The sequence below is a fragment of the Mycobacterium sp. NGS19 genome, from assembly GCF_059813155.1.
This window is the reverse complement of record NZ_JCALEB010000008.1, coordinates 73911-92425: the sequence shown is the minus strand read 5'-3', so window position 1 is coordinate 92425 and position 18515 is coordinate 73911. Positions and strand designations below refer to the sequence as shown.

Genomic DNA, 18515 nt, shown 5'->3' with positions numbered 1-18515 from the left:
TCGCGGCGTCGACGTGCGCTCCCCGGATTCTGGGACAATCGGTGCCAGCATGCACACGATCCCGCCCAGCACGACGTCGACGCCAGCGCCCGAGGCCGTCGTCGACCTCGACGCGATCGCCAACAACGTGCGCGTCCTGTGTGAACACGCCGGCTCCGCTCAGGTCATGGCCGTGGTGAAAGCCGACGGCTACGGCCACGGCGCCACCCCCGTGGCCCGGGCGGCACTGGCCGCAGGTGCCGCCGAGCTGGGGGTTGCCACGATCGACGAGGCGCTGGCCCTGCGCGCCGACGGGATCACCGCGCCGATCCTGGCCTGGCTGCATGCCCCGGGCACCGATTTCGCCCCGGCGCTGGCCGCCGACGTCCAGATCGCGGTCTCATCGGTGCGGCAGCTTCGTGAGCTGCTCGACGCCGTCGAACGCACTGGGATCACGGCGGTGCTGACGGTCAAGATCGACACTGGGCTGAACCGCAACGGGGTGAGCGCCGCGGAGTATCCGGCGATGCTCGACGCGCTGCTGCGCGCGCAGGCCGACGAGTCGGTGCGGGTGCGAGGGCTGATGTCGCATCTGGTCCACGCCGACGACCCCGAACACCCCACCAATGACCTTCAAGCGCAACGTTTCTCGGACATGCTGGCGCAAGCGCGGTCGGCCGGCGTGCGCTACGAGATCGCGCACCTGTCGAACTCGCCGGCCGCGATGTCGCGACCCGACCTGGCCTACGACATGATCCGGCCGGGCATCGCGGTGTACGGGCTCAGTCCACTACCCGAGCGCGGGCAGATGGGTTTGGTTGCGGCGATGACGCTCAAATGCCCTGTCGCACTGGTGAAGCCGGTGCGCGCTGGAGAGGGTGTGTCGTACGGGCACACGTGGATCGCCGAGCGGGACACCACGCTGGCGCTGATTCCGATCGGCTACGCCGACGGCGTGTACCGCAGGCTCAGCGGCAGGTTCGACGTGCTGATCAACGGCCGGCGCCGACGCAGCGTCGGCCGAGTCTGCATGGACCAGTTCGTCGTCGATCTCGGTCCGGAGGAAACCAGCGTGCGGGAAGGTGACGTCGCGATCCTGTTCGGGCCGGGCACGTCGGGAGAGCCGACCGCTCAAGAGTGGGCTGACCTGCTGGACACCATCCACTACGAGGTGGTGACCAGCCCGCGTGGCCGCGTCGTCCGCGTCTACCGTGAGGGTGAAACCGTTGGCTGACAACGCTTCCGAGGGCCGCACCAAGCGCAGCCTCGACGAGCGGCTCGCGAAGACGGCTGCGAAGAACGCCGAGAAACTCGCCCGCTTGGCGAGCGGAGAACAGCCGCAGCGCAGACGCTTCAAGGATGCCCGGTGGCTGGCGGGTGTCACCGGACTGGCTGCCGTGGGCGCCGTCGCAGGGGTGTCGGCTGCCCGCTCGATGGGCAAGCACCTTCCGGTCGACGATCCGCACGCCGCTGAGGATTTCACGCTGCTCGACGCGGACCGCGGCAGCGTCGTCACCACGCTCGACGGGGTGCCGTTGGCGGTTCGAGAGGTGGGCCCGCCCGATGCACCGCTGACGGTGGTCTTCGCCCACGGCTTCTGTATGTGTATGGGCGCCTTTCACTTCCAGCGAGCCCGTCTCGAACAGGAGTGGGGCGATCAGGTTCGCATGGTGTTCTACGACCAGCGCGGGCACGGCCAGTCGGGGCGGGCGCCGGTGGAAACCTACTCCGTCGAGCAGTTGGGCCGGGACCTGGAGACCGTACTGAGCGTGACGGTTCCGAGTGGGCCCGTCGTGCTGGTCGGCCACTCCATGGGCGGAATGACGGTGCTGTCGCACGCGCGGCAGTTCCCGCAGCACTACGGCACCCGGGTGGTCGGCGTCGCGCTGATCTCCTCGGCGGCCGAGGGGGTGTCGCGGTCACCGCTGGGCGAGATCCTCAAGAACCCCGCGCTGGAAGCCGTGCGGTTCGCTGCCCGCTATTCGCCCAAACTCGTTCTGCGGGCCCGCGGCTCGGCGCGGGCACTGATCCGGCCCATCCTGCGTGCAGCCTCCTACGGCGACGAGCAGGTCAGCCCTACCGTGGTGGCGTTCTCCGAGAAGATGATCCACGACACCCCGATCGACACCATGGTCGAGTTCCTGCACGCGCTGGAAGTGCACGACGAAGCAGCCGCCCTGCGCGTGGTCGCGAAGGTCCCTACGCTGGTCGCGTGCGGCGACCGTGATCTGTTGACACCAGTGGGTAATTCGCGCGAGATAGCGGCGGCCTTGCCGAAGTGTGAGCTGGTGGTGGTGCCCGGTGCCGGCCACCTGGTGCAGCTGGAGCAGCCGGACATCATCGACGACGCGCTGGTGCGGCTGGTGGAGCGGGCCACGCCCTCCAAGTTGGTGAGGCTGGCCCGGAAGGTGCGCGAAAAGGTGCGCCGCAGTGGCTGATTCGGAGCGGCTGCCTACGGCAGAGGATACGTTCAAGCTGGGCGCTCGGCTGGGGGCTGAGTTGCACGCCGGCGACGTGGTGGTGCTCTCCGGGCCATTGGGGGCCGGAAAGACAATGCTGGCCAAGGGAATCGCGCACGCAATGGACGTCGACGGTGCGGTGATTTCGCCGACGTTCGTGCTGGCGCGGGTGCATCCGGCCCGGCGTGCGGGAGCGCCGGCGATGGTGCACGTGGACATGTACCGGCTGCTCGAAGACGCCACTGATTTGCTCGCCGAACTGGACTCACTCGATCTCGACACCGACCTCGCCGACGCGGTGGTCGTCGTCGAATGGGGTGAAGGGCTCGCCGAACGACTCACCGACCGCCACCTCGACGTCCGCCTTCACTACGACGACGACTCCGACGTACGGACCGCGACTTGGCAGTGGAGTCAGCCATGATCGCGCTGGCGATAGACACCGCGACCCCCGCGGTGACGGCCGGAGTGGTGCGGGACGGAAGTCTGCTGGCAGAGCGGGTGACCGTCGACGCGCGCGCGCACGCCGAGACGTTGACGCCCAATATCGTTGCGGTGCTTGCTGATTCAGCACTGTCTATGGCCGACCTCGACGCGGTGGTCGTCGGCTGCGGCCCGGGCCCGTTCACCGGCCTGCGGGTGGGCATGGCGACCGCTGCCGCGCTCGGACACGCGCTGGACATCCCGGTCTACGGCGTCTGCAGCCTCGACGCTGTGGGGGTCTGCACCACGGGCGACGTTCTGGTGGTCACCGATGCGCGTCGGCGCGAGGTGTACTGGGCGCGCTACCGCGACGGCGTTCGCACCCAAGGTCCCGCCGTCAGCGCGCCGTCCGACGTGCCATACCAGGGCGCTGCCGCGGTGGCGGGCTCGCCGGACCCCGCGGAGCTGTTCCCGCTGCCGCGGCTCGACGCGACGTATCCGACGCCGGTCGGGCTGGTGCGCGCGGTCGCCGACTTGACCGCGCAACCCCAACCTTTGGTGCCGTTGTACCTTCGGCGGCCCGACGCGAAGACTCTGGCTGAACGCGAAGCGGCGGTGCCGCGATGACGGTGACGATCGACGAACTGACCCCCGCGGACGCGGCCCGCTGCGCAGAGTTGGAGGCCCAGCTGTTCGAGGGCGATGACCCTTGGCCCGCAACAGCTTTCATCGCTGAGCTCAAGGGCCGGCACAACCGCTACGTCGCCGCGCGGTCTGCCGACAAACTGGTCGGCTACGCCGGTATTGCACGACTGGGCCTGCTTCCGCCGTACGAGTACGAGATCCACACCATCGGGGTCGATCCGGCGTTCCAGGGGCAGGGCATCGGTCGGCAGTTGCTCGACGCGCTGCTCGAGTACGCCCACGGCGGTGCCGTCTACCTCGAGGTGCGCACCGACAACACCCGCGCCATCGAGCTCTACCGCAGTGCCGGGTTCGTCGAAGTCGGACTGCGCAAACGCTATTACCGGGTCAGCGGCGCGGACGCGTACACCATGAAACGGGATCGTCACCCGACTTCAGTAGGGAGACAACCGAGATGACGACTGTTCTTGCCATCGAGACCTCCTGCGACGAGACCGGCGTCGGCATCGCCGAGGTCGGCCCCCACGGCGATGTCAGGCTGCTCGCCGACGAGGTGGCCTCCAGCGTCGACGAACACGCCCGCTTCGGCGGCGTGGTGCCCGAGGTGGCCTCACGCGCGCATCTGGAAGCGCTCGGGCCGACGATGCGCCGCGCACTCGCATCGGCCGGAATCGACAGGCCCGACGCCGTCGCCGCCACGATCGGCCCGGGACTGGCCGGCGCGCTTCTGGTCGGTGTCGCGGCGGCGAAGGCCTACGCCGCGGCGTGGGACGTGCCCTTCTACGCGGTCAACCACCTCGGCGGGCACCTCGCCGCCGACGTCTACGAGCACGGTCCGCTGCCGGAATGCGTGGGTCTGCTGGTGTCAGGCGGGCATACGAATCTGCTGCATCTGCGGTCGCTGGGGGAGCCGGTGATCGAGTTGGGGGCGACCGTCGACGACGCGGCGGGCGAGGCTTACGACAAGGTGGCCCGCCTGTTAGGGCTGGGTTATCCGGGTGGCCGGGTGCTCGACGAGCTGGCCCGCACCGGGAACCGGGAGGCGGTGGTGTTTCCGCGCGGCATGACGGGGCCGCGCGACGACCCCTACTCGTTCAGTTTCTCGGGCCTCAAGACCGCGGTGGCGCGGTATCTGCACCGCAATCCCGGCTACGTGGCCGCCGACGTGGCCGCCGGTTTCCAGGAGGCGGTGGCCGACGTGCTGACCGCGAAGGCGGTGCGTGCTGCGACCGACCTCGGCGTCGGCACGTTGCTGATCGCCGGTGGGGTGGCGGCAAATTCGCGACTGCGTGAGCTCGCCGAGTTGCGTTGTGCGGCAGCCGGACTGGTGCTTCGCGTGCCGCGACCGCGGCTCTGCACGGACAACGGTGCGATGATCGCTTCGCTGGCGGCGCATCTGATCGCCGCCGGGGCGCGCCCGTCGGCGCTGACCGCAGCCGCCGATCCGGGGCTGCCGGTGGTCACGTCGCAAGTGTTCTAGGACGTGCTTGAGTGCTAGCACTCTCATGTATAGAGTGCTAGGTGGCAGGCGCGCTGCTCTTTGGGTCGGCACCCGCGACGACGGCGCAACGGCGGTGGCGCATGCCGAAACCTGTAATGCCGAATGCCCGGAACAAGCCGGGCCGCACCCAGATAAGTGGAGGGCTCACATCGTGGCGAAGGTGAACATCAAGCCACTCGAGGACAAGATCCTCGTCCAGGCCAACGAGGCCGAGACCACGACCGCATCCGGTCTGGTCATTCCGGACACCGCGAAGGAGAAGCCGCAGGAAGGCACCGTCGTCGCCGTTGGTCCCGGCCGCTGGGATGAGGACGGCGAGAAGAGGATTCCGCTGGACGTCTCCGAGGGTGACACCGTGATCTACAGCAAGTACGGCGGCACCGAGATCAAGTACAACGGCGAGGAGTACCTGATCCTGTCGGCCCGCGACGTGCTGGCCGTCGTCAACAAGTAATCACCCGTGTCCGCCCCGGCGATCCACCGCACACCGCGGCGGATTACCGGGGCGGTGCGCGCTAGACAGGAACTCAGATGAGCAAACAGATTGAGTACAGCGAAACCGCGCGCCGGGCAATGGAATCCGGGGTCGACAAGCTCGCCGACGCCGTCCGGGTGACGCTCGGGCCCCGCGGCCGCCACGTGGTGCTCGCCAAGGCGTTCGGCGGCCCGACGGTCACCAACGACGGCGTGACCATCGCCCGCGAGATCGACCTGGAAGACCCGTTCGAAAACCTCGGCGCGCAGCTGGTCAAGTCAGTGGCCACCAAGACCAACGACGTCGCCGGCGACGGCACCACGACGGCGACCGTGCTGGCGCAGGCACTCGTGAAAGGCGGATTGCGACTGGTCGCGGCGGGCGCGAACCCGATCGCGCTGGGCGCCGGCATCGGCAAGGCGGCCGACGCGATCTCCGAGGCGCTGCTCGCGGCGGCCATTCCGGTGACCGAGAAGAACGCGATCGCGCAGGTGGCCACGGTCTCGTCGCGCGACGAGGAGATCGGCGAGATGGTCGCCGAGGCGATGACCACGGTCGGCCACGACGGCGTCGTCACCGTCGAAGAATCGTCGACGATGAGCACCGAGTTGGAGATCACCGACGGTGTGCAGTTCGACAAGGGTTTCCTGTCGGCCTACTTCATCACCGACTTCGACGCGATGGAAGCGGTGCTGGAAGACGCCTACGTGCTGTTGCACCGCGAGAAGATCAGCTCGCTGCCCGACCTGCTGCCGCTGCTGGAGAAGGTCGCGCAGGCCGGCAAGCCGCTGCTGATCATCGCCGAGGACGTCGAGGGTGAGGCGCTGTCGACGCTGGTGGTCAATGCGATCCGTAAGACGCTCAAGGCCGTCGCGGTCAAGGCGCCGTTCTTCGGCGACCGCCGCAAGGCGTTCCTCGAAGACCTCGCGATCGTGACCGGCGGCCAGGTGGTCAACCCCGACGTCGGCCTGCTGCTGCGTGAGGTCGGCCTGGAGGTGCTGGGGACCGCGCGGCGGATCGTCGTCACGAAGGACACCACGACGATCGTCGACGGGGGCGGCAGTCAAGAGGCCATCGAGGCGCGGGCCAAGCAGCTCAAGTCCGAGATCGAGACCACTGACTCCGACTGGGACCGCGAGAAGCTCCAAGAGCGGTTGGCCAAGCTGTCCGGCGGCGTGGCGGTGATCAAGGTCGGCGCCGCGACGGAGACCGCGCTCAAAGAGCGCAAGGAGAGCGTCGAGGACGCGGTCGCGGCGGCCAAGGCGGCCGTCGAGGAGGGCATCGTCGCCGGTGGCGGTTCTGCACTGGTGCAGTCGCGGGGCGCCCTCGACGAGCTGAGGTCCAGCCTGTCGGGTGACCAGGCGCTGGGTGTCGACGTGTTCGCCGACGCGCTGTCTGCGCCGCTGTACTGGATCGCGACGAACGCCGGCCTGGACGGCTCCGTAGTGGTGAACAAGGTTGCGGAGCTGCCGAAGGGCCAAGGCTTCAACGCCGCGACGCTGTCCTATGGCGACTTGGTCGCTGAAGGCGTCGTCGATCCGGTCAAGGTGACGCGCTCGGCGGTGCTCAACGCGGCATCGGTGGCACGCATGGTGCTGACGACCGAGACGGCGGTTGTCGAGAAGCCGGCCGAGGAGGCCGACGACCACGGCCACGGTCATCACCACCACTAGCGACTGACAGGAGCGCCCCCGGTCGTCTAGGCCGGGGGTGTTTCTCGTTTGGGCTGGGTTGATCCCGTGTCTCGTTAGGCAATAAGGGATTGCTGGGAGCGCTCCTTAGCTTGTCGGATGCTGTGGGTATGCTTTGCCCCGCCTGAAGATAGGGCAGCAAACCAAAAGGGGGGACTCTATGACGCAGCCAACCGCGGGTTGGTATCCCGATCCATCTGATCCGAGCCGCCAGCGGTACTTCGACGGCAAAGCGTGGACAGAGAACTACGCCCCGTTCGCTGCGCCGCCACATGGCAGCGGCCAACCCGCAAAGCGGGGCATGTCCACAGGACTGAAGATCGGCATAGGCGTAGGAGCGGCAGTCTTGGCGTTGATCGTCCTCGGCTCCATCGGCAACGGCGAGAAAACTTCGTCTTCTTCCACGAGTGCCACCACGACTAGGGCTGTGAACATCGCGCCCACGCCAGCTGAAACCCCAACCACCGCTAAGCCCGACTTCACTCCTGGTCAAAACAACGCAATTGCGAAGGCCAAGAGCTACCTGGGGTACACCGCGTTCTCCAAGCAAGGGCTGATCAAGCAACTAGAGTTCGACCATTTCAGCACGCAAGACGCTACGTTCGCCGTCGAACATCTCGAGGCAGATGGAAGCGTGAACTGGAATGAGCAGGCAGTCAAGAAGGCCAAGAGTTACCTCGGCTACACCTCGTTCTCCAAGCAAGGTCTGATTGACCAACTGCAGTTCGACGGTTTCACTCCTAGCGAGGCTCAGTACGGTGCCGACACGGCATACGGAGCCTGAAGTCGAGGCAATTGGGCTTGCTCGCTCTCTAACGCAGCCGCTGCTAGCGGGACAGCCGGTCCGCAGCCGCCGTCGCAAGTGCGAATGCGAACCGCTTCGTGCGCCGGGCGGCATCGTTTAGCAATCGCCGTGGCCGCGACGAAGCGACAGCGCGGACGGTGAATCGATCTCCCACTCTCACCGTGCCCGTGCGCTCGACACTGCAGTACACACCGAGGCACCGCTGAGCCCTCGCGGCTACCGCCCGGGTGACTTGCCGATTGACGTCGAGACCCGGTTGCGCGCGACTGGGAACGACGCAGCGCACCGTTGGCATCGAGACGTTCAAGATGACGTCGCCGAACACGAGGTGCGCCCCGACCCACTGCGTTTCGGGGAGATCGTCGTCCGAATCCTCTACCGCCACAAGCACATTAGGCCGGAAACGACGAACGTCGAGTTCGCCGCCGACCTCCGCGCCGATGGTTGCCAAGCTGGTCGTGGACAGCACATGGACCGGCGCCAGGTCGACGAACGTTCCCGGCGGCGTGGAGTAACGGCCGAGGGTGAGAAGGTCGGCCATCGGGATCATCGACAGGTCCGGGAGCTTGTCCCCGTCGGCAACGCCGAAGTCCGACCGCAGCGACGTAGCGGACAGGCCGTCCGTCCGGTGGTCGCGGTGCAGTCGATGCAAGCTCGTGTCGTCTGCCGGGGGCAGTGCCGTCAATCGCACCTCGCGGCCAGCCAACTCCGACAGCTTCGCGTGCACCTCGGAGTCGCTGCTGGACAGCACCGTACCGTCGGGGAAAGTGATGTCGACGTCGGGCACGTTGCCTGGGCCGGCGTCGGTCGGAACGTTGTGGGGATAGCGGGCCGTGGCGGTCAACAGCGCGGGCAGGCGGCGCGCCGACGCAGTGATGTCGCGTTGCAGGTCTCGCACAGCCCAGAGCCGATCGCCTCGCACTCCGCGAGGGCCGATCTCGGCTTGCGCGACCTGTTCACCGCCCAGAGACTTGACCGGATAACGCCAGAGTTGGGCCACCTCGCCGACCGTCATCCCCATACATTAGGCACTAAGCACTGGGATTTCGGCGCGCTGACGGTCGCTGAGGATACTTTTGCGCGCCCAGTCGCGTCACGGCCCGGGGGTGTTTCGTATCAACTGGATGACTGCGCCATCACGTAATCGACGTGTGTGGTCTGCCCGCGAACCATTTGCCGCAACCGCGAGTTACCGTTCACCCAGGACAAGGGGGTGGCTGGTGATCTCATCGACCGGCACAAGCCCAAGTGGGGCTGTCGAGTGCGCAGTTCCATGATGGTGAGCATGAGCAAGTGGGGCGTCCTAAGGGCCGTCGCGGGTGCCGCGCTGATCGTCGTATCCGTCGCGGGCTGCAACCCTCGGCTGATGCAGTCGTCGCGGCCGATGGCGCCCGGTGAAGCGTCGCGCGTCAAGGTCAACCTGGCCTACCAGCCGGGCGGCACGGCGGCGCTCAGCTGGGATCGGCAAAGCCGCAAAGTCACCGCCAGGCTTCAGATCGCCGGATTCGTGCCGAAGGCCTTGTACGCGGCCGAGATCCACAAAGGCACCTGCGCCGCGATCGGCGATGTGACAGTCCCGTTTCCGGCCGTGAGCGCCGACAGCGGCGGAACCCTCAGCACCACCGTCGTCGGTGAGAAGCCTGCCCCGGCAGGGCTGCTTCCCGGCACGACGTTCACTGTGCGCCCGGTGGCAGGTGCGGAGCCCGCCGGTCCCGCCGACGTGAGCGCCGCGCCGTTCGCCTGCGCAGACATCAACGCCGCCGTCGTGACGGCCGATCTCAACGTGGCGCCCGTGGGCCAACGGCCCGAGGGCTGGGCGAACCTGACGTACAACGCGGGCAACAAGACGTTGATCGTGGCCACGGCCCTGAGCGGCGTGGCGCCGGGCAGCGTCCACGCTCAGAGCATCGGGCAGGGCACGTGTGCGGCCCAGGGCGCGGTGAAGTACCCACTGACCGATTTGGTCGCCTCACCCAACGGCACCGCCTACCAGACCACGGTCGTGCAAGACGTCGACCAGCCGCCGCCTTCCTCAGGCGGGTGGTATCTCAAAGTGCAAGTCGGGTCGTCGGCTCAGATGCCGTCGACCAGCCCGCCGACGCCCTTGGTCGCACCGATTGCTTGCGGAGACATCGGCAAGTCGGTGTCGACGTCGTAGCTGGAGTGGCAACAGTGGTCGTCACGTGACGGTCCAGCTCCGCGTGGCTTGCTCGTCCGTCGGACTCCCAGCGCTGCAAGGCAATTCGGGACACGCCTGAGGGTTGATCAGTGGCTGATTCGGCGCACGGGTTGAGCTCACGCAGCGCTTTTAGGTTGCTATGTATGTCACGTTCCAGCGTGGCGTAAGTAGCCTCGGAACCGGTTGCCGGTACCGGACAACCGGACGGCTGCGCGTTGTCGTCCTGCGGCGGTATGCGTTCGGAGGATGAGATGGCTTGGGTGATCCTCGTGCTGTCCGGTGTGATGGAAGCGGTCTGGGCGGTCGCCCTGGACAAGTCGGAAGGATTCAGTCGCCTTGTGCCGTCCGTGGTATTCGTCGCGGCGTTGGTGTTGTCGATGGTCGGCCTCGCGACCGCGCTGCGCCAACTGCCACTGGGCACGAGTTACGCGATCTGGGTGGGGATCGGCGCATTACTCACCGTCGCCTACTCGATGCTGACGGGCGAAGAGCCGGCCTCGGTGATCAAGGTCGTTCTCATTCTCGCAATCATCGGCTGCGTCGTCGGCCTCAAAGTCGTCAGTCACTGATTAGCGCGATGATCTGTCCCGCAATTGAATTGTTGCGGCGCTTGGCAATTCACGACCGACCGCACCCGCGCTGAGGCGGCATGCTCCCGGTCACGAGTAGGCCAGTACCCGTGAGAGGCGGTCCTCGATAATCACCGCACCGCCGGTCGCATCGGCCCGACCGTCGGCGAGGGCGAACAAATTCGACGACGGCCCGGCCTCCGCTGTGTTCGTGCATGACGACGCTGCGCAATTCGGTGGACCGCGGTATCGGGCAGAACCGCAGGCGGGACCCCTAACCTCCGAGCACGTTGACCAGGCGGTCGAGCGTGACCAGACCAGCCCGGCGGACGGCGTCCACTCGCTGCCGAGAGCTCCGTTAGCGTGTCAGCGGAGGTGCATCATGCGAGTTGCTGTCGCCGGAGCAACCGGCAACATCGGTGCCCGGACTGCCGCGGTTCTCGAGCGGCAGGGGCACGAGGTCGTCCGGATCAGTCGCGCCCTTGGGGTCGACCTGATGACCGGTGAAGGGCTGGACTCGGCGCTCGAACGGGTCGATGCCGTGGTCGATGCCATCAGCGCCCCGCCGATGAGCATCGAGGAAACCCGCAATTACTTCGGCACGACCACGCGGAATCTTCTCGGCGCCGAAGAGCGGACAGGTGTGCGGCACCACGTCCTGCTGTCGATCGTCGGGATTCACCGAATCGAGGGCGGCAGTGCGCACTACGCGGGCAAGCGCGAGCAAGAGCGGTTGGTCGAAGAAGGGCCTGTGCCGTGGACCATCGTGCCGGCGACGCAGTTTCACGACTTTGCGGCGATGGTGTGTAGCTGGACCGAACACGACGGAGTGGCGACGATCGCTCCGCTTCTGGTGCAGCCGATCGCGCCCGACGACATCGCCGAGGTGTTGGCCGAGGTCGCCGTCGGCAGACCGCAGGGGCGCCACGTCGACGTCGCCGGTCCAGAGACCCAAGACCTCGTCGACATGGCGCGACGCACCAACGACGTTCGAGGCCGCGCGGTCAAGCTGGTACCCACCTGGGCCGGTCCGTTCGACGAGTCGATGGCCGGCAGTGTCCTGCTGCCGGGTGAGAACGCTCGCATCGCCCCGACGACATTCGACCAGTGGCTGGCAGCCGGCGCGCGCTAGCGGATCGTCAGGCGCTGCGGCGGATCCCGCGTTTCAGCAACAGTTCCCGCTCGGTTTCCGAAAGTCCGCCCCAAATGCCGTAGGGCTCTCCGACCGACAGCGCGTGCGCCCGGCACTGCGCGATCACGGGGCAGCGGCGGCACATCTCTTTCGCTCGCATTTCGCGTTGCGCCCGCGCGCGGCCACGTTCGCCGTCCGGGTGGAAGAACATCGACGAGTCAACGCCCCGGCACAGGCCGTGCATCTGCCAGTCCCAGATGTCTGCGTTGGGTCCGGGTAGCTGTTGCGGCTGCGGCATGGAAAACCCCTCTCGCCGAGTCCAATTCGCGAAGCTTCACTGGACGCTCGGGTGCGAAACGATCGAGACATGTCGCCGATGACCACTCGTGCTGACAAGGTAGGGGTGCTTACAAAAGCGCGTCAATAGCTACGTAGTGTGCGCAACTGCATAACAGCAGGCCCAGAATTTACATCACGTTCATCATTGCGACCCAACAACAACCATCGCCGTGCTATCCACGACAACGCAGGAAGTGCCCGTCGACAGATTTGTGCTGTTGGGCTCACGGCTGTGTCGCGGCGGCATTCCACTCGGCGGGCAGGCAGTTGACACGGTGTTAACACTTCGACCACAAACTGTTAACCACGCATGAGCGATCCCGTGCTGACCGCGGCGGCATTCGGCGACCACCCGAGTCGCTGGCCGCTGCCCGCTGCCACCACGCCCCACGACCGCTGGCTGCGTGCCGTCGCCTCCGGCGGCCAGGGCCACTACGGCAGCGCAACGGCTGACCTGGCGGCCCTGCGTCGTGACGTCTCGAGCGGTCCGCTGGCCTCGCTGGTGCACAGCACCCAGGCGTCGTTCATCCGCCAGCTCGGCGGGCACCGGGAGGCCCGGGCTTGGGATGGCCGGGCGCTGGCACTTGCCGGCAGCGATCCACAAGCGCGCGTCGACGCCCTGCTCGGGCTGGCCGCCGACGCATTGGGCGTCGGCCGGTTCGCCGCCTCGGCAGCGCTGCTCGACCGGGCCGCGGACGCGCTCAACGGACCGTCGCTGCCGGCCCGGTCGCCGTTGCGCTGGCAGTGGGTGGCCGCCGAGTTGGCGATGGCCCGCGGACACGGTGCGCAGGCCGTCGAGCACGCCCAGCACGCTGTCGAGTTGGCGTCCGCTCTACCGTCGGTGCGCCACCGCGTGAAGACCCAGATCGTGCATGCCGCCGCGCTCTGCAGCGCCGGCCGGATACCGCACGCGCGCACCGTCGCCGTCGAGGCCCTCACCGCGACAGGCGAACTCAAGCTCGTGCCGCTGCGGTGGGCGGTGGCAAGTTTGCTCGCGGATATCGGCGGCGATACCGTCCCACGGGCCGACATGGTCGCGATCCGCGACGACTGCGCTGCCTTCGTGCGCCGCGCCGGTGGGGTTTGGCGTCGCTGAAGCGGTCGAACGTTGTTGGATCGTTATTGTCGTTAAGTCGCCGAGAAGCGCTCGGCTCGTAACGTTGGGGACGCCGTCGTCGATGACAAATTCGGGAGATCGCCTCGAAGCTGTCGTTGCTGACGCGGTGGCAGGTAATCGTGGCGCACTCCGGGAAGTGCTGGAGATCGTTCGGCCGATCGTCGTGCGGTATTGCCGCGCAAGGTTGGGTGCGGCGGAGCGGAGCGGTCTGTCAGCAGACGATGTGGCTCAGGAGGTGTGCTTGGCCGCCATCACGGCGTTGCCTCGCTACAGGGACCAGGGGAGGCCCTTCTTGGCGTTCGTGTACGGCATCGCGGCTCACAAGGTGGCAGACGCCCACCGGGCTGTCGCGCGCAACCGTGCCGAACCCACCGACGTCATCCCCGAACGCCCCACCTTCGAGGCCGGTCCTGAGCAGATGGCCCTGGACGCCGAAGCGTCGGCCCGGATGAACGCGCTGTTGGCCGTCCTGCCCGAGAAGCAACGCGAGATCTTGATTCTGCGGGTGGTCGTCGGGCTGTCAGCTGAGGAGACCGCTGAAGCCGTCGGCAGCTCGCCGGGTGCCGTGCGGGTCGCGCAGCATCGGGCGTTGACACGGCTGCGCGAAGAGATGATCGGGGCGGGCTATGCCTGACTTCAATCGGCCCGCCGAGCCCGATTTCGAGGCCGTCGTGCGCACCGATCGCTTTGTCGACGCGCTGTCGTCCGGTGCGCGGATGTCGCCGGTCGATCCGCTGTCGGCGATGCTCGGCGCGTGGCGCGACGAGGTGCGCAGCCGGCCCGACGCGCATGTCGTGACACTTGACCAGGCCGTCGCGGCACTGGCCGGTACCCGAAAAGCGCCGCGCCGCAACCGCTTTGGGCTCGCCGTGGTAGGAGCAGCGGCGGCCGCGGTGCTGGGCGTCGGCGGCTTCGGCGCCGTGGTGTACGACGCCAAGCCCGGCGATTCGCTCTACGGCCTGCACACCATGCTGTTCGGCGAGTCGACCAAGACCCGCGACGACGCGGTGGTGCTGGCGGCGAAAACCGAGTTGGCACAGGTGCAGCAGCTGGTGCAGCAGGGCAAGTGGGACGAGGCGCAGGCGAAGCTGTCCACGCTGTCCTCCACCGTGCAGGGCGTCGACGACGTCGCGAGCAAGCAGCAGCTGGTCGAGCAATACAACGCGTTGACTGTCAAGGTGATTCAGCGTGATCCCGAGGCCGCACTGCCGCCGCCGGGACAACCGTTGCCGCCGCTGCCCTCATCGCCGCTGACCCTTCTGCCGGTGCCCGCGGTGGAGGTGCCCACGACGTCGTCGCTGCCGCCGACCACACCGGGCGAGTCCACGCCGCAGCCGACGCCGACGACTACAGTTCCGACGAGTCCGTCGCCGACGAGTTCGCAGGCGACGCCGACGTCCAGGCCGACGCCGACGTCCAGGCCGACGCCGACGTCCAGGCCGACGGGTCCGTCGTCCACCGCGACGTTGCCGGCACAGACGCCCACCGGTCCGCTGCCGACGCCGAGCGCACCGCTGCCCACGCCCACGGGTCCGGTGCCGACGTCGCAGCTGCCGCAGGTCGGCAACCCGCAACCCACCGCGACAGCGTCGGCGACCACGGCTCCGTCGCCCACCGCGAAGGCGACTCCGACGACAGCGGCACCGACGACCAACTCGACGTCAGCACGGTCGCTGCCCACGCCGTCCGAGGCGTCAGCGACCCCACAGTCCCAAGCGACGCCGACGACCTCTCCGCAAAGGTCGGAGGGTCCGATCGTCCGCTAGCGGCGGGTCAGCGGTAATTGTCGGAATCAGAAGTTGCCTCGTTCAGCGAGGCGTCCGCATACCCGCGGCAGTAATCCCAGGTGACGTACGCGTCGGGCTCCGGATCGTAAGCCGGCTCATGCGGCCGCACGGTGCCGTCGACAAGCAGCTGCAACAGGTTGGCGCGCAGCATGTCCCAGTCGTGGTAGTGATCCTGTTGGCATTCGTCGCACGACACCACCAGGCCGCGAATTCCCTTGTGCGCCAACAACGCCTCGTACACCGCGAGGTCGGCCAGGTCGGCTTCGACCGCGGTGCGCTCCTGGGGATCCAGCGGCTGACCGGGCTCGATGGCGTCCAGCGCGGCCGACGGGTCCAGCGGATCGTCGGCGAAGGGATCGGGCGGCAAACCCGGGGGAAGATGGTCGCGCACGTCTCTACATTACGGGGACTGTCCGATATTCCGCCAGCCGCGCCGCCCGCAGCGGTCGGGTCCGTACGGATAGGATGGGCGCCTAGCCCCCGGCGCCGATGGAGGCCTTTCCATGTCGATCACAGACGGCCGTACCACGGTGAGTTCGGCTGCTTCGCTTCAGGACGACACGCCGGTGTACACCGGCGGTGACGACCCGAACAAGATCGCCATGCTGGGGCTGACCTTCGACGACGTGCTGCTGCTGCCGGCCGCCTCCGACGTCGTCCCGGCTGCCGCCGACACCTCCAGTCAGCTCACCAAGAAGATCCGGCTCAAGGTGCCGCTGGTGAGCTCCGCGATGGACACCGTCACCGAAGCGCGCATGGCGATTGCGATGGCCCGCGCCGGCGGCATGGGTGTGCTGCATCGCAATCTCGCGGTCGCCGAACAGGCCGGTCAGGTGGAAATGGTCAAGCGGTCCGAGGCGGGCATGGTCACCGATCCGGTGACGTGCTCGCCGGACAATACGCTGGCCGAGGTCGACGCGATGTGCGCGCGGTTCCGGATCTCAGGCCTGCCCGTCGTCGACAACGACGGCGCGCTCGTCGGGATCATCACCAACCGCGACATGCGCTTCGAGGTGGACCAGAACAAGCGCGTGGCAGAGGTCATGACCCGCGCGCCGCTGATCACCGCCCGCGAAGGCGTCTCCGCCGACGCAGCGCTAGGCCTGTTGCGGCGCAACAAGATCGAAAAGCTTCCGATTGTCGACGGCCAGGGCCGGCTGACGGGGCTCATCACGGTCAAGGACTTCGTCAAGACCGAACAGCATCCGCTGGCCACCAAGGACAGCGACGGTCGGCTGCTGGTCGGCGCGGCCGTCGGCACCGGCGACGACGGCTGGGTGCGCGCGATGACGCTCGTCGACGCCGGCGTCGACGTGCTCGTGGTCGACACCGCCCACGCGCACAACCGCCTGGTGCTGGAAATGGTCGGCAAGCTCAAGGCCGAGGCCGGCGACAAGGTGGAGGTCATCGGCGGCAACGTCGCCACCCGCAGCGGGGCCGCCGCGCTGGTCGAGGCAGGCGCCGACGCGGTGAAGGTGGGGGTGGGACCCGGCTCGATCTGCACCACTCGCGTGGTCGCCGGCGTCGGGGCGCCGCAGATCACGGCGATCCTCGAAGCGGCCGCGGCCTGCGCGCCCGTCGGGGTACCCGTGATCGCCGACGGCGGCCTGCAGTACTCGGGTGACATCGCCAAGGCGCTGGCTGCCGGCGCATCCACCGCGATGCTGGGCTCGCTGCTGGCCGGCACCGCTGAAGCGCCCGGTGACCTCATCTTCGTCAACGGCAAGCAGTTCAAGAGCTACCGCGGCATGGGGTCGATCGCCGCGATGCGCGGGCGCGACGACAACAAGTCGTTCTCCAAGGACCGCTACTTCCAAGACGACGTGCTCTCCGAGGACAAGCTGGTGCCCGAGGGTATCGAGGGCCGGGTGCCGTTCCGCGGCCCGCTGGCCACGGTCATCCACCAGCTGACCGGCGGCTTGCGTGCGGCCATGGGCTACACCGGCTCGGCCACCATCGAGGACCTGCAGCACGCGCAGTTCGTGCGGATCACCGCGGCCGGCTTGAAGGAAAGCCATCCGCACGACATCACGATGACCGTCGAAGCGCCGAATTACTACAGCCGCTGAGGCACACTTTTCGATGAGCAACGCGCCGAGAGTGACGTTTTGCAGGCTGCTTCTCGCACGTTCTCTGCAATACGTCACTCTCGCCGAGACCCGGGACTAACGCATGCGAGACATGGTCGAGATCGGCATGGGCCGCACCGCCCGCCGCACCTACGAGCTCGACGACATCAACATCGTGCCGTCGCGGCGCACCCGCTCCAGCAAGGACGTCTCCACCGCCTGGCAACTGGATGCGTACCGGTTCGAGATCCCGGTGCTGTCGCATCCCACCGACGCGCTGGCCTCCCCGGAGTTCGCGATCGAGCTGGGCCGGCTCGGCGGATTGGGAATCCTCAACGGCGAAGGGCTCATTGGCCGGCACGCCGACGTCGAGGCCAAGATCGCGCAAGTCGTCGAGGCCGCAGAAAAGGAGCCGGAGCCTGGCGCCGCGATCCGGCTGCTGCAGCAGCTGCACGCCGCGCCGCTGGATCCGGATCTGCTGGGCGCGGCGGTCGCGCGGGTGCGCGACGCGGGCGTCACCACCGCAGTGCGGGTCAGCCCGCAGAACGCGCGCTCGCTGACCCCGGTGCTGCTGCAGGCCGGCATCGACCTGCTCGTCATCCAGGGCACGATCGTGTCCGCGGAGCGGGTCGCCCGCGACGGCGAGCCGCTGAACCTCAAGACGTTCATCGCCGAACTCGACGTGCCGGTGGTCGCCGGCGGCGTGCTCGACCACCGCACCGCGCTGCACCTGATGCGCACCGGCGCGGCGGGCGTCATCGTCGGCTACGGCTCGACCAGCGGAGTCACCACCAGCGACGAGGTGCTGGGCATCAGCGTGCCGATGGCCACCGCGATCGCCGACGCCGCCGCGGCCCGTCGCGAATACCTCGACGAAACCGGCGGCCGCTACGTACACGTGCTGGCCGACGGCGACATCCACACATCCGGGGATCTGGCGAAGGCGATCGCCTGCGGCGCCGACGCGGTGGTTCTCGGCACCCCGCTGGCGGTGGCAGCCGAGGCGTTGGGCGAGGGCTGGTTCTGGCCGGCGGCGGCCGCGCATCCGTCGCTGCCTCGAGGCGCGCTGCTGCAGGTCGCGGTGGGGGAGCGGCCGTCACTGGCGCAGGTGCTGGGCGGCCCCTCCGACGACCCGTTCGGGTCGCTGAATTTGGTCGGCGGGCTGCGCCGGTCGATGGCCAAGGCCGGCTACTGCGACCTCAAGGAGTTCCAGAAGGTGGGCCTGACCGTCGGCCGCTGACCCCTGCGCGAGCAGACGCGCAATCGCGTTAACCGAGGCCGGTCCGTGCGAGTTGGTGTCTGCTCGCGCAGATCAACCGCCAACCCGCTCTGGTTTGTTACCCAT

The 18515-nt window shown here is 67.9% G+C and carries 20 protein-coding genes and 1 pseudogene; 17 read left to right on the top strand and 4 right to left on the bottom strand.

Annotation, left to right across the window (positions count from 1 at the left end; all coding sequences use genetic code 11):
• Positions 1–49: 49 nt before the first annotated feature.
• The 9 genes from alr to AC5Y4N_RS20520 all read left to right on the top strand — a co-directional run bounded on the left by alr (position 50) and on the right by AC5Y4N_RS20520 (position 7957).
• A complete protein-coding gene (gene alr, locus AC5Y4N_RS20560; RefSeq protein ID WP_499911379.1) occupies positions 50–1213 on the top strand; it encodes an alanine racemase in 1164 nt (387 codons plus the stop codon).
• Entirely contained in the window at positions 1206–2417 is a 1212-nt protein-coding gene (locus AC5Y4N_RS20555; protein WP_499911381.1) for an alpha/beta fold hydrolase, read from the top strand. The genes alr and AC5Y4N_RS20555 overlap by 8 nt, the downstream gene beginning before the upstream one ends.
• Entirely contained in the window at positions 2410–2862 is a 453-nt protein-coding gene (gene tsaE / locus AC5Y4N_RS20550; RefSeq protein ID WP_499911383.1) for a tRNA (adenosine(37)-N6)-threonylcarbamoyltransferase complex ATPase subunit type 1 TsaE, read from the top strand. The genes AC5Y4N_RS20555 and tsaE overlap by 8 nt, the downstream gene beginning before the upstream one ends.
• Positions 2859–3488: a tRNA (adenosine(37)-N6)-threonylcarbamoyltransferase complex dimerization subunit type 1 TsaB gene (tsaB, locus tag AC5Y4N_RS20545; protein WP_499911386.1), complete on the top strand. Its 630-nt coding sequence runs from the start codon at positions 2859–2861 to the stop codon at positions 3486–3488. The genes tsaE and tsaB overlap by 4 nt, the downstream gene beginning before the upstream one ends.
• Entirely contained in the window at positions 3485–3964 is a 480-nt protein-coding gene (rimI, locus tag AC5Y4N_RS20540) for a ribosomal protein S18-alanine N-acetyltransferase (RefSeq protein ID WP_499911388.1), read from the top strand. The genes tsaB and rimI overlap by 4 nt, the downstream gene beginning before the upstream one ends.
• Positions 3961–4986, top strand: coding sequence for a tRNA (adenosine(37)-N6)-threonylcarbamoyltransferase complex transferase subunit TsaD (gene tsaD, locus AC5Y4N_RS20535; RefSeq protein ID WP_499911390.1), 1026 nt, complete (start codon positions 3961–3963; stop codon positions 4984–4986). Before rimI ends, tsaD begins: the two co-directional genes overlap by 4 nt.
• A gap of 172 nt (positions 4987–5158) precedes the next feature.
• The gene (gene groES, locus AC5Y4N_RS20530) at positions 5159–5461 is read left to right on the top strand and encodes a co-chaperone GroES (protein WP_156687331.1); all 303 of its coding nucleotides are present in this window, start codon (positions 5159–5161) and stop codon (positions 5459–5461) included.
• A gap of 77 nt (positions 5462–5538) precedes the next feature.
• The gene (gene groL / locus AC5Y4N_RS20525; protein ID WP_499911393.1) at positions 5539–7155 is read left to right on the top strand and encodes a chaperonin GroEL; all 1617 of its coding nucleotides are present in this window, start codon (positions 5539–5541) and stop codon (positions 7153–7155) included.
• Between the two features lie 178 nt (positions 7156–7333).
• On the top strand, positions 7334–7957 hold the full coding sequence (locus AC5Y4N_RS20520; RefSeq protein WP_499911395.1) for an Ltp family lipoprotein: 624 nt from the start codon (positions 7334–7336) through the stop codon (positions 7955–7957).
• Positions 7958–8000: 43 nt separating this feature from the next.
• Here AC5Y4N_RS20520 and AC5Y4N_RS20515 read toward each other — a convergent pair whose 3' ends face one another.
• Positions 8001–8993, bottom strand: a complete 993-nt coding sequence (locus AC5Y4N_RS20515; protein WP_499911397.1) for an MOSC domain-containing protein — start codon at positions 8991–8993, stop codon at positions 8001–8003.
• 270 nt (positions 8994–9263) lie between these two features.
• Between AC5Y4N_RS20515 and AC5Y4N_RS20510 the strand changes: the two genes are divergently transcribed.
• On the top strand, positions 9264–10136 hold the full coding sequence (locus AC5Y4N_RS20510; protein WP_499911399.1) for a hypothetical protein: 873 nt from the start codon (positions 9264–9266) through the stop codon (positions 10134–10136).
• Positions 10137–10408: 272 nt separating this feature from the next.
• On the top strand, positions 10409–10726 hold the full coding sequence (locus tag AC5Y4N_RS20505) for a DMT family transporter (protein ID WP_499911402.1): 318 nt from the start codon (positions 10409–10411) through the stop codon (positions 10724–10726).
• Between the two features lie 29 nt (positions 10727–10755).
• Here AC5Y4N_RS20505 and AC5Y4N_RS20500 read toward each other — a convergent pair.
• Positions 10756–10991: pseudogene (locus AC5Y4N_RS20500) on the bottom strand (hypothetical protein); the annotation flags it as partial.
• 117 nt (positions 10992–11108) lie between these two features.
• Here AC5Y4N_RS20500 and AC5Y4N_RS20495 point away from each other — a divergent pair.
• Positions 11109–11858 carry an SDR family oxidoreductase gene (locus tag AC5Y4N_RS20495; protein ID WP_499911404.1) on the top strand — a complete coding sequence of 250 codons (750 nt, stop codon included), beginning with the start codon at positions 11109–11111 and terminating at the stop codon, positions 11856–11858.
• A 7-nt stretch (positions 11859–11865) separates the two neighbouring features.
• On the opposite strand, the gene AC5Y4N_RS20490 is transcribed toward AC5Y4N_RS20495, so the two are convergent.
• Positions 11866–12156 (bottom strand): WhiB family transcriptional regulator, encoded by a 291-nt coding sequence (locus tag AC5Y4N_RS20490; protein ID WP_499911406.1) that lies wholly within the window; start codon positions 12154–12156, stop codon positions 11866–11868.
• A gap of 351 nt (positions 12157–12507) precedes the next feature.
• Between AC5Y4N_RS20490 and AC5Y4N_RS20485 the strand changes: the two genes are divergently transcribed.
• The 3 genes from AC5Y4N_RS20485 to AC5Y4N_RS20475 all read left to right on the top strand — a co-directional run bounded on the left by AC5Y4N_RS20485 (position 12508) and on the right by AC5Y4N_RS20475 (position 15080).
• On the top strand, positions 12508–13293 hold the full coding sequence (locus AC5Y4N_RS20485) for a hypothetical protein (protein ID WP_499911408.1): 786 nt from the start codon (positions 12508–12510) through the stop codon (positions 13291–13293).
• Between the two features lie 82 nt (positions 13294–13375).
• Complete coding sequence (locus tag AC5Y4N_RS20480; protein ID WP_499911410.1) at positions 13376–13948, top strand: sigma-70 family RNA polymerase sigma factor; 573 nt, start codon at positions 13376–13378, stop codon at positions 13946–13948.
• Positions 13941–15080, top strand: coding sequence for an anti-sigma-D factor RsdA (locus AC5Y4N_RS20475; RefSeq protein ID WP_499911412.1), 1140 nt, complete (start codon positions 13941–13943; stop codon positions 15078–15080). The genes AC5Y4N_RS20480 and AC5Y4N_RS20475 overlap by 8 nt, the downstream gene beginning before the upstream one ends.
• Positions 15081–15087: 7 nt before the next feature.
• On the opposite strand, the gene AC5Y4N_RS20470 is transcribed toward AC5Y4N_RS20475, so the two are convergent.
• Positions 15088–15492: a DUF5319 domain-containing protein gene (locus AC5Y4N_RS20470; RefSeq protein WP_499911414.1), complete on the bottom strand. Its 405-nt coding sequence runs from the start codon at positions 15490–15492 to the stop codon at positions 15088–15090.
• Positions 15493–15604: 112 nt separating this feature from the next.
• Here AC5Y4N_RS20470 and guaB point away from each other — a divergent pair, with 112 nt between their 5' ends.
• Positions 15605–17170 carry an IMP dehydrogenase gene (guaB, locus tag AC5Y4N_RS20465; RefSeq protein WP_499911416.1) on the top strand — a complete coding sequence of 522 codons (1566 nt, stop codon included), beginning with the start codon at positions 15605–15607 and terminating at the stop codon, positions 17168–17170.
• 112 nt (positions 17171–17282) lie between these two features.
• Positions 17283–18410: a GuaB3 family IMP dehydrogenase-related protein gene (locus AC5Y4N_RS20460; RefSeq protein ID WP_499911538.1), complete on the top strand. Its 1128-nt coding sequence runs from the start codon at positions 17283–17285 to the stop codon at positions 18408–18410.
• Positions 18411–18515: the final 105 nt, after the last annotated feature.